This window comes from Nocardia caishijiensis NBRC 108228 (genome assembly GCF_001612825.1).
GTDB classification, from domain to species: Bacteria; Actinomycetota; Actinomycetes; order Mycobacteriales; family Mycobacteriaceae; genus Nocardia; species Nocardia caishijiensis.
This window is the reverse complement of the sequence record NZ_BDBE01000021.1, coordinates 1-10,021: the sequence shown is the minus strand read 5'-3', so window position 1 is coordinate 10,021 and position 10,021 is coordinate 1. Positions and strand designations below refer to the sequence as shown.

The 10,021-nt window shown below is 68.5% G+C and carries 10 protein-coding genes; 2 read left to right on the top strand and 8 right to left on the bottom strand.

Annotated features, from left to right (window positions below; genetic code table 11):
• Positions 1-56: 56 nt before the first annotated feature.
• From NC7_RS05585 to mftA, 5 genes are all read right to left on the bottom strand, one after another.
• Positions 57-1,427, bottom strand: coding sequence for a GAF domain-containing protein (locus NC7_RS05585; RefSeq protein ID WP_067979767.1), 1,371 nt, complete (start codon positions 1,425-1,427; stop codon positions 57-59).
• Between the two features lie 105 nt (positions 1,428-1,532).
• A complete protein-coding gene (mftG, locus tag NC7_RS05580) occupies positions 1,533-2,912 on the bottom strand; it encodes a mycofactocin dehydrogenase MftG (protein WP_067979764.1) in 1,380 nt (459 codons plus the stop codon).
• A gap of 10 nt (positions 2,913-2,922) precedes the next feature.
• Positions 2,923-4,320 carry a mycofactocin biosynthesis glycosyltransferase MftF gene (mftF, locus tag NC7_RS05575; RefSeq protein ID WP_067979762.1) on the bottom strand — a complete coding sequence of 466 codons (1,398 nt, stop codon included), beginning with the start codon at positions 4,318-4,320 and terminating at the stop codon, positions 2,923-2,925.
• A 142-nt stretch (positions 4,321-4,462) separates the two neighbouring features.
• A complete protein-coding gene (gene mftC / locus NC7_RS05570) occupies positions 4,463-5,953 on the bottom strand; it encodes a mycofactocin radical SAM maturase (protein ID WP_084457996.1) in 1,491 nt (496 codons plus the stop codon).
• Positions 5,954-5,955: 2 nt separating this feature from the next.
• Positions 5,956-6,060 carry a mycofactocin precursor MftA gene (gene mftA / locus NC7_RS05565; protein ID WP_067979759.1) on the bottom strand — a complete coding sequence of 35 codons (105 nt, stop codon included), beginning with the start codon at positions 6,058-6,060 and terminating at the stop codon, positions 5,956-5,958.
• A gap of 164 nt (positions 6,061-6,224) precedes the next feature.
• On the opposite strand from mftA, the gene mftR2 reads away from it, so the two are divergent.
• Positions 6,225-6,863, top strand: coding sequence for a mycofactocin system transcriptional regulator MftR2 (mftR2, locus tag NC7_RS05560; RefSeq protein ID WP_067979757.1), 639 nt, complete (start codon positions 6,225-6,227; stop codon positions 6,861-6,863).
• A 37-nt stretch (positions 6,864-6,900) separates the two neighbouring features.
• Positions 6,901-7,956, top strand: a complete 1,056-nt coding sequence (locus tag NC7_RS05555; RefSeq protein WP_067979754.1) for a ferredoxin--NADP reductase — start codon at positions 6,901-6,903, stop codon at positions 7,954-7,956.
• On the opposite strand, the gene NC7_RS05550 is transcribed toward NC7_RS05555, so the two are convergent.
• From NC7_RS05550 to NC7_RS05540, 3 genes are all read right to left on the bottom strand, one after another.
• Entirely contained in the window at positions 7,953-8,693 is a 741-nt protein-coding gene (locus NC7_RS05550; protein WP_067979751.1) for a DNA alkylation repair protein, read from the bottom strand. The genes NC7_RS05555 and NC7_RS05550 overlap by 4 nt on opposite strands.
• 92 nt (positions 8,694-8,785) lie before the next feature.
• Entirely contained in the window at positions 8,786-9,550 is a 765-nt protein-coding gene (locus tag NC7_RS05545; RefSeq protein WP_067979748.1) for a glutamate racemase, read from the bottom strand.
• Between the two features lie 41 nt (positions 9,551-9,591).
• Complete coding sequence (locus tag NC7_RS05540; protein WP_067979887.1) at positions 9,592-9,801, bottom strand: hypothetical protein; 210 nt, start codon at positions 9,799-9,801, stop codon at positions 9,592-9,594.
• Positions 9,802-10,021 lie beyond the last annotated feature (220 nt).

The window sequence follows — 10,021 nt, the reverse complement described above, 5'->3', positions numbered from 1 at the left end:
GCGCTCCAACACATCGTCGGTAGATATGTGAGCTAGCACACTTTCAGAACGGGAGACTAGGAGCCGAAACGTTGCATCTGCGTTGCATCGGCGCCGAGGCGGCGATCGAGCACCCGAATCTTGGCCTCGATCTGCGCATACAGGGGTGAATCACGATCGACCGTCGCCCGGTACGCGGCCCAGGCGGCGGCGTCGTCACGGCCCTCCTGACCCGCCGTCCACCGGCGCAGCACGGCCGGGTCGGCCGAGGCGAGCACAGCGGTACGCAATCGCACCCGCAACTCGTCGCGCAGGTCGCAGATGCCCGGCGCCGAGGAACGCGGCAACACCGGCCCGGCGTACAACCGTAATGCGGATTCGATATCACCGGAGTCCAACGCCGCCCGCAGCGCCTCCACATCGGTTGCGACATGCACCCGCAAGCGGTAGGGGCGTGAGGCGACCACGGCCGCGCCGACCACCGCCCGCAATCGCGACATGGCGGCGCGGATCGTGCCGTTGTCCAGATCCGTGTCGTCGAGCAGCAGCGCGAGATGATCCGAACCGAGGCCCTCGGGGTGCTCGGTGAGCAACAGCAGGATCTCGGCATGCCGTTGCGACAGTGCCACCCGCTCCCCCGCCATACTCAATTGCGGTTGCCCGAGCCCGAGCACGTCGAGGGCGAGCCTGGCCTGTTCGGGTTCGGCGACCGGACCACTGCCGCGCGGCGAGGCGGTTTCGCCGCGGTCGGCCCGCATGGCACGCAGCACCAGATCCATCTCGGCGGCGGTGGCCGCGGCCTTGACCAAGGCGAGGATTTCCGGCTTCGCCACCCGCATCCCACCGGCAATCATCAAAACCCCGACCAGCCTGCCGTCCGGCTCGTGCACGGGGGCCGCCGCACCCGTGATCTGGTGCATCCGATGCAGGAAATGTTCGGGCCCGTGGATCCAGGTGGCCCGACCCGTGCGCACGACGAGCCCGACGGCATTGGTGCCGATGCGTCGTTCGCTCAGATCGTCGCCTTCGCGCAAACCGATCTCGGCGGCCGCGGCGACCTGGTCGGGATGACCGTGCACGCACAGCACCCGCCCGAACTGGTCGGCGACGGCGACGATGAGCCCCGCCCGCGCCGCGTCCTGGACCAGCAGTTTGTCGATCAACGGCATGAGGGCGGCGATAGGGTGGGCATCGCGATACCGCGCCAGGTCGGCACCGCGCAGACCGCGACCGTCGACCATCTCGGCGGGATCGATCCCACCGCGTACGCTGCGTAACCAGGACTCGAGAACGAGCGGACGCAGCAGACCGGCCAGCTGGGTCAGCTGTTCACCACCGGCACTGAGAAAACCATGGGCCTGTGCGGCATAGGCTTCCAGAGCACCGAGCTGCGCGCCCGCCTCCGTAGCCTGCCGTGGGGGCCGCCCACCTGCAAGATTGCTGACCATTTGCCTTTCTTTCCCGCTACAAACTGTACCGGGCAGTTATCGGGGCAAACGCCAGAAGTGCGGGTTTGTCCCGCAGGTCACATTGTGCTAGCGGATGTCACTCCGTCACACGGCGTAGCACGCCGCTATGGCTGCGGCGAGCGTCACTACCGTGGCCTGTGGACCGCGCGGAAGCGGCACCGGGACGACCGAAAGGTCGACAATGCTGAGCCCGTCGATGCCGTGGACGCGACCGAGATCGTCGACGACCGATTGCTCGTCGTTCGCCGGGCCCATCCGGCAGGTCCCGGACAGGTGCTGGGAGGCGCCACTGTTGGCACGTAGCCAGTGGTCGTCGACGGGCCCGAAGCGCAGGTCGAACAGTTCGCACGCCAGCTCGACTCCCGAACGCAGGTTTGCCCGGTCCGCCGACGTGACCAGACCGCTCTGATCGATGTGGGCGGGTACGGCGGGGTCGGCGCGACGCAGGGTCAGCTCGGCGCTGCCGGTCGGCCGCATGAGCGTCACCCCCACCCGGCGCAGGCCGGGGGTGAACATCGGTGTGTACGGACGAAATTCGAGGTCACCGTGTTCGAGGACGTACTCGAGCGCCACGGCCGAGGTGCCGTGGTCGGTCCCGGCGAACTCGATCCCGATCTCGGGGTGGTCGGTGCACCACGTGCCGACGGGGGCGGGCCGGACCACCGGAATGCCGAGTGCGCGCAGCTGCCGCTCGGGTCCGATACCCGAACGCAGGAGCAGCGCCGCCGATTCCACCGCACCGGCACAGAGCACGATCCGATCGGCGTCGGTGCGTCCGTATTCGTGGCCGCGCACCCATTCCACGCCGACCGCGCGGGTGCCCCGCATGACCAGGCGGGTCACCGTGGTCTCGCCGACGACGGTGAGGTTGGGCCGGTCGAGCACCGGATAGAGATGCGTGATGCCGGGTCCGGCACGCCGGTTTCCCGAGAGCGCGAGCGGCACCCGGCCGAAACCGTCCGTGACGTCGAGCGCGTTGAGGTCGGCGACTTCGCGCAACCCGGCCGCCGCGCATCGCTCGGCGAAGTCGGCACTGAACGGGGTGGGATCGGCGGCCCGGACGACCGGGATCGGACCCTCGGTGCCGTGACCGGGGTCGGTACCGTGATCCAGGTCGGTCTCCAGGTCGCGGAAGAACGGCAACAGTGCGTCGAAGGTCCAACGGTCGCTGTTCCAGTCCCCGAACCGCGCGGCGGGCGGTCGGACGAAGTAGCTGCCGTTGATCGCGCCCGATCCGCCGATCAGCTTGCCACGCACCAGGTTTCCCGCATAGCGCCAGAGCACCGCCGATTCCGGCCCGACCGGAAGGTGGCCGGGGTCGAGCAGATCGGCGGGAATGTCGGCCGGGCCGGGCCATACCGTTCCCGCCTCGAGCACCAGCACCGTGTGGGCCGGGTCATCGCTGAGCCGGGCCGCGAGCACACACCCCGCCGAACCGGCACCCACCACGAGAGTGCTTGGCACCGGGATCCCCTCAGCTCGGTGGAACGTGCGGTTTCAACGCTTCGAAGCTGCGGGCCCGGATGACGCCGAGCCACAGCCCGCTGCCGTACGCGACATCGTCGAGTCGTTTGTAGGCCACGTAGCGCAGCGGGTCGAGACCACCGGAATCGCGGTGGGTGAACCAGTCGGCCAGGCCGTCGGCCAGCGCCATGGTGACGGCGATCTTCCTGATCCGGCTCGACGCGAGGACCGCCAGCAGCGTCACCGGCCAGTAGTCCCGGCACATGGCCGAGGCCAGCCGCCACAGTCCGGCGAAGAATCCGCGCGCCAGATACACCGCGGCGATACGGGTGGGATTGTCGAGTTCGGCGAAGACCCGCCGCATCCGGACCAGGGCGGTCGCCAGGGTGACCAGTCCGCCGAGCAGGCCCCACTTCGACATGGTGGCGAACAGGATCGCGGCGAGCACCGTCCACTTGGGCACGCTCAGCGGCGAGACCATCTCGCCGTGCCGCTTGCCCAGCGGCGCGGCACCCGTGCCGTAGAACAGCTTTCGCGTGAACCAGGCCCGGAACTCCACCCGGTGATCGTGCGCGACGTGCGCGGCGGGCTCGTAGCGCAACCGCCACCCCGCCCGCTCGAGCCGCCAGCACAGGTCGACATCCTCGGCCACCTGCATGGATTCGTCGAACCCACCCTCGCCGAGCAGCGCCGCGCGCCGGGCCAGTAGTGCCGCGCTCGGCACATAGGACACGATGCCGCGCGCGTGCACCGCGGCCTCGCGCCTGCCGAGATCGAGCGAGGAGCGGGTGTGTTCGTAGCGGGCCAGCGCGTTGGACTCGGAGTCGAGGGCGACGATGCGCGGCGCGACCAGCGCCACCTGCGGGTCGCTGAAGTGCCCGAGCATCACCTCGAGCCAGCCGCTGCGCGGCACCACATCGGAGTCGAGAAAGGCCACGAAATCCGTTGACGCCGCCCGTAGCCCGGCATTGCGGGCGGCGGCCGGGCCGAGGGGACGCTCGTGGCGCAGCACCGTCACCTGGCCGCGACCCGGCCGGGGTGGAATGCGCACCGGTTCGTCGGAGCCGTCGTCGACGACGATCACATTGTGCCCGCGCAGCGATCCGAGCAGTCGTATCAGTCCGTCGGCGTTGTTGTAGAGCGGCACGACGACCGTGACGTCGTCGGGCGAGGGCAGCAGCCGGGGTCGCGGGTTGGCGACCCCGGAGTCGAGGAGCCTGCGGGCGACGATCGCGGACTTGGTATCGGTGACCTCGAGGTACCCGTCGCCGATCAGTTCGGCGGCCTCGGGTGCCAGGCGCAGCATCCGTGCGGGCGATCCGCCGATCAGGATCCGACCCCCGGAAAATGCGCGTACCCGTGGATCGATCCGTACCCCGAAGCCGTCGGGCAGACGATCATGGCGCATTCCTCGCATGCTATTCGCACTTGGCCCGCCAAACATCATCACCCCAGAAAAAAGGAAGAAACTCCGCTCGAAATGCCGCTCCGACCGCTTAGTTGACGTGTCGAGCAAGATCGGCAGCGCACCCCCGGCAACCGCGACGCGGCTACCCGAGCGGACTCTCGTCGCACGCCTTGGCGGGCGGCTGGCGCACGGTCAGCGGCAGTGACACCCGGGTGCGGGCGCGCACCGGCCGCGAGTGGTCCACCGCTGGGCGCGGAACGACGCGACCCGGTGCCGACAACGCCGCCTCCCCGTACCCCTGCACACACTCCGGGTCGGGTCCGTTGGCGGGCAGTCCGGTGAAGAACTTGGCCGCCATGCACCCGCCGCGGCAGGCGTCGTAGTGGCTGCACTTGGTGCAGGCGCCACCGTCGACCGGCTCACGCAACTCGGCGAACAGCTCCGCGTTGGTCCACACGCCGTCGAATCCGCCGTCGGTGAGGATGTTTCCGGCCTTGAACCGGTCGTGGATGGCGAACGGGCAGGCGTAGACGTCGCCGACCGGGTCGACCAGGCAGACCACTCGACCCGCGCCGCACATGTTCAGGCCGGGCAGGGCCGAGCCGAAGGCCGACAGGTGGAAGAACGAGTCGCCGGTGAGCACGCCCTCGCCGTTGTGCACGAGCCAGTCGTAGAGCTCGCGCTGCTGTTCGGGCAGCGGGTGCAGCTCGTCCCACACGTCGGCGCCGCGGCCCGAGGGGCGCAGGCGGGTCAGGCGAAGGGTGGCGCCGTAGCGATCCGCGATGGCCTTGAACTCGTCGAGCTGGGCGATGTTGTGGCGGGTCGCGACCACCGAGAGCTTGGCGTCGCGGAAACCCGCGTCGTGCAGGTTCGACAGCGCCCTGATGGCGGTGTCGTAGGAGCCGGGGCCGCGCACGGCGTCGTTGACCTCCGCGGTGGCGCCGTCGAGGGAGATCTGCACGTCCACGTAGTCGCTGGCGGCCAGTCGCGCGGCCACCTCCTGGTTGATGCGAACGCCGTTGGTGGAGAACTTGACCCCCACGTGGTGGGCCGTGGCGTAGTCGACCAGTTCCCAGAAATCCGGGCGCACGGTGGGTTCACCGCCGCCGATGTTGACATAGAAGATCTGCATGCGCTCGAACTCGTCGATCAGCGCCTTGCACTGTTCGGTGCTCAGTTCGTTCGGGTCGCGGCGGCCCGAGGACGACAGGCAGTGCACGCACGACAGGTTGCAGGCGTAGGTGAGTTCCCAGGTGAGGCAGATCGGGGCGGCGAGACCGGACTCGAAACGGTCGATCAGCCGTCCGCCCTGCGGTGCGTCGACCGGGGCAGGCGGGCTCGGCTCCACCGGCGTGACCGGGCCCGGCGCGGGCACGATCATGTCGGTGCGCGCCAGTTGGTCGAGCGCCTCGACATACGCCGCCGAGGCATCGAAGCCCCTGGCGTGCAGCGCCTCCCGCACGGAATGGTGTGCGGGCAGCGACCGCACCACGTCCACGAGCTCACGACTCTTGAGGAACGAGAGCTTGCGGGTGCCGAAGTGGTACAGCAGCGCACCGAAGGACTCCGGCCGCAGGGAGACCCTCGGATGCAGCGCCCATCGGGCATCGAGATCGAGCACGCCTGCCGCCATCGTCAGTACACGCCGCACATGCCGTCGATGCTGACCTCTTCGATCAGCGTCTCGGCGACCAGGTCCTCGCCGGTGTCCTCGCTCGCGGGTGTCGGGTTCTCGGCCATGACTACCTCCCATGTGTTGACGGTCACTCGCGACTTTAACGTCAGTCACTGCCATAAAGGCGGGATTCGGAAAATCTCAACGGACGGGCAACGACATCTAGACTTCCGGGAGCAGGACGGAAGGGGCTCGGCGAGCCCAGCGGCAGTAGAGGTGAGGCAGAGGCTTGCGTAACCACGGTGGGGTCGGCAGCGGCGCGAATTCGACACTCTCGGAAGCGGAGATCGTCGAAGCGGCGCTGCGCGTAGTTCGCGAGGACGGTGTGGAGAAGCTGTCCATGCGCAGACTCTCGCGTGAGCTCGGGGTGTCGCCGATGGCGCCCTACTACTACGTCGCCGACAAGCGCGAACTCCTGGACCTGGTCGCCAGCGCGGCCCTGGTCGGGGTACGCAAGCCGTCGCGCGAGTCCGGGCCGTGGCAGGGACGCCTGCGCGATCTGATCGATCAGATAGACGATAAACTGCGCAGGCATCCCGGCCTGGGCGACATCCTGCTCGAGCAGATGCTCGGCAAGCAGCTCGACCTGATCGAAGCGGTGATGGAGATCCTGTTCGACGCCGGGTTCTCCGATCGCAACGTGCTGGCCGCCTACGCGACCATTCACACCTACCTGTTCGGGCGAAGCAGGGTGAACCCGCGCGACCGCTCGGCCCCGGCGGACGTGTTGCTGCCCGAAGCGGTGGCCCGAGCCACGAAGTACATGTCCGACCTGCGCGGCAAGTACTCCTACGACTTCGGGATGGAGGTGCTCGTGGCCGGGCTCGAGGCGCAGCTTGCCCTGCAGGCGCGTCCGGACTTAGCATGAAACTGAAACACGTTCTAGTTTTGCCCGAGAGGACGACATGACCACAGTCGAGGTTCCGCACGGTTCGCGCTCGGTGGTGCTGCGGGTCGCCGCGGTGATCGCCGAAACGACCGACACCCGCTCGGTGGTCTTCGAGGTGCCCGACGAGTTGCGCGAACGCTTCGCCTACCAGCCGGGACAGTTCCTCACCCTGCGCATTCCCAGCGAACTCACCGGCTCGGTGGCCCGCTGCTACTCGCTGGCCAGCTCGCCGTTCACCGACGACCTGCCCAAGGTGACGGTGAAACGCACCGAAGGCGGCTACGGCTCGAACTGGCTGTGCGACAACATCAGCGCGGGCGACGAGCTGGAGGTGCTTCCACCCTCCGGCGTGTTCACGCCTCACGACCTCGACACCGACCTGCTGCTGTTCGCGGCGGGCAGCGGCATCACGCCGGTCATCTCCATCCTGAAATCGGCGCTGGCCGAGGGCACCGGCAAAATCGTGTTGGTCTACGCCAACCGCGACGCCGACTCGGTGATCTTCGCCGACGAACTGCGCGAGCTGGTCGGCGAGTTCCCGCAGCGGCTCAGCGTGATCCACTGGCTCGAGCCGCTGCTCGGGCTGCCGACCGCCGACATGCTCGCCCGTCTGGTGAGCCCCTACACCGCCTACGAGGCGTTCATGTGCGGGCCGAAACCGTTCATGGACCTGGTGCACACCGCACTCGCCGCGCTGGACGTGCCGCGCAACCGCACCCACGCCGAGGTGTTCAACTCGCTGGCCGGTGACCCGTTCGCCGATCACGCGCCGGTCGAGGTGTCCGAGGAAGAGGCCGCCGACGCCGCGACCGTCGAGGTGGAACTCGACGGACAGGTGCACGAGCTGAGCTGGCCGCGCAAGCAGACACTGGTCGACATCATGCTCGACAAGGGCCTCGACGTGCCCTACTCCTGCCAGGAAGGCGAATGCGGGTCGTGCGCCTGCACCGTGCTGGAGGGCAAGGTGGAGATGGACAACGCGGAGATCCTCGATCCCGAGGACATCGAGAACGGGTACATCCTCGGCTGCCAGGCGCGGCCGGTGACCGACCACCTGAAGATCCAGTTCTAGCGCAGCGCCCGGTACGCGGCGCGGGTGTCTTTGTCGAGGTGCTCGGTGGCGTAACTCAGTGCGGTACGGCCCATTTCGTTGGCGTGGGCATCGAGGAACCCGGTGAGCAGCGTGGGGTCGACCTTCTTGCCCAGCTCGCGCAGCATCCAGCCGAGGGCTTTCTGGATGAGGTCGCGGTGGTCGTCGAGCAGTTCTTCGGCGAGGGCGAGGGTGGTGCTCGCGTCACCGGCGCGGATGAAGGCGAAGGTCGACAGCAGGGCGACACGGCGTTCCCAGAGTGAGTCCTGGTGTGCCAGTTCGAAAAGCAGCGTGCGGTCCTTGTCGAGCAGCCACGCGCCGAGGATGTACTCGGCCGAGGAGTCGACCAGATCCCAGTTGTTCACCCGGCCCCTGGCTACGGCGGCCAGGTAGCGGTCGACGATTTCCTCGCGGGTCTTGTCGTCGCGAGTACGCGGTTTCGATGCGCTGGCGAACTTCGCGTCGAGGATCAACAGGGCGACCAGGCGTTCCTCGTGGATCGGGCTGTCGAGGAGGTGGTCGACCTGGTCGAGCGGTAGGGCGGTGAAGCCCTTGGCGACCTTTCTGCCGGCGGGCACACGGACGCCGAGGAACACGTCGCCCTCGCCGTACTCGCCCGGCCCGGTTTTGAAGAAGCGCCGCAGGTGTTGTGCGTCGGCCGGGTCGGCGCGTTCGGCGAGTGCGGCGCGCACCTGCTCGGCGGTGGGCAGTTCGGACACACGCACCTCCTGGGTCGGTCATGGGCATTCAACACCACCGGACCGACAGGATTCGCGAGGCTGTGCCACCGTCCGTAGACGGCCGAGGGATGTCAGGCGCAGACAGCGCCCAGCAGACGTCCTGACTCGAAAGTCGCCGCGCTGGCGGGCAATTCCCCCGGTTCACCGCTGGTGCGGACCATGACGGTGCCGGTGCCGGTGGTCGGCCTGCCGAGCTCGTCCATCTTGCGGACGGTCTGGGCGGCGACGGCCTGGGCGCTGTCGAACAGGCGAACACCGTCGGGCAGTGCGGCCACGATGGCATCGATGACCAGCGGATAGTGGGTGCAGCCGAGGACCACACCTTCCACCTCGGCGGGTGTGCGGGCGGCGGCGTCGGCGATGGAGGCGTTGATCGCGGGCACGTCGCCTCGGTCGATGGCGTCGGCCAGGCCGTGGCAGGCCACACCGACGACCTTCGCGTCACCGCCGAAACGGGCGATGAGATCGGCCTGGTAGCGGCTGGCCGTCGTCGCCGCCGTCGCCCAGACGGCCACCGAACGACATTGCGCCGCAGCGGGTTTGATGGCCGGAACCGTGCCGATCACCGGCACCGACGCCCCCACCTCGGCCCGCACCTGGGCCAGCGCCGTCACACTAGCCGTATTGCACGGCAGCACGATCACCTCGGCTCCGAGCGCCAGCGCCTGCCGCGCCGTCGCGAGCACCCGCTCGACCACCCACTGCTCCGGCTTGGGCCCCCACGGCGCGCCTTCGGGATCGAGCAGCAGCAGCAGATCCACATCCGGTCGCAATTTGCGCAGCCACGCGGCCGTCGGCAACAAGCCGAGACCGGAATCGATAAGCGCGACGATCACGGGTCCACCGTATTACAGCCCCCCGAACGCCCCCGTCCCGCCTACAACAACTCCACCTCGTCGAACCCGACGGTCAGCCGATGCCGGTCCTCCCGCAGCACCCCACCCTCCCGATGCGTGGTGCCGACCGCGAACTCCAACCCCAACGTCGCCCGCCCAGTATCCACGCTCCGCACAACGGCACAGACGCCACCGAACGGCCCATGCGGAAAGATGACCACATCGCCAGGCGCATATTCAGGAATCCCCACGGCGCCAGAGTAATCCGATTCGCCTCTCGAAGGCACAGACCACTCGAGCACCTCACCTTTCGAACCCTGCTCAGTCGATCACCACGCCCTGTGGCGCGAGCCCCCGACCGGTGCCGCCACCACAGCGTGGTGAGCCCGTCCAGGCCTGTGCCCGACCCGACACCACGCCTGACCTCGCCACCTACCGCACCCTAGCCACCCGACACCACCCAAGTCCGCC

What these genes read in the sequence shown, in the direction of transcription:
- NC7_RS05585 (WP_067979767.1), bottom strand. Translation starts at nt 1,427, where the DNA reads ATGGTCAGCAATCTTGCAGGTGGGCGGCCCCCACGGCAGGCTACGGAG.
- mftA (WP_067979759.1), bottom strand. Translation starts at nt 6,060, where the DNA reads ATGGCCGAGAACCCGACACCCGCGAGCGAGGACACCGGCGAGGACCTG.
- mftF (WP_067979762.1), bottom strand. Translation starts at nt 4,320, where the DNA reads ATGCGCCATGATCGTCTGCCCGACGGCTTCGGGGTACGGATCGATCCA.
- NC7_RS05555 (WP_067979754.1), top strand. Translation starts at nt 6,901, where the DNA reads ATGACCACAGTCGAGGTTCCGCACGGTTCGCGCTCGGTGGTGCTGCGG.
- mftC (WP_084457996.1), bottom strand. Translation starts at nt 5,953, where the DNA reads ATGGCGGCAGGCGTGCTCGATCTCGATGCCCGATGGGCGCTGCATCCG.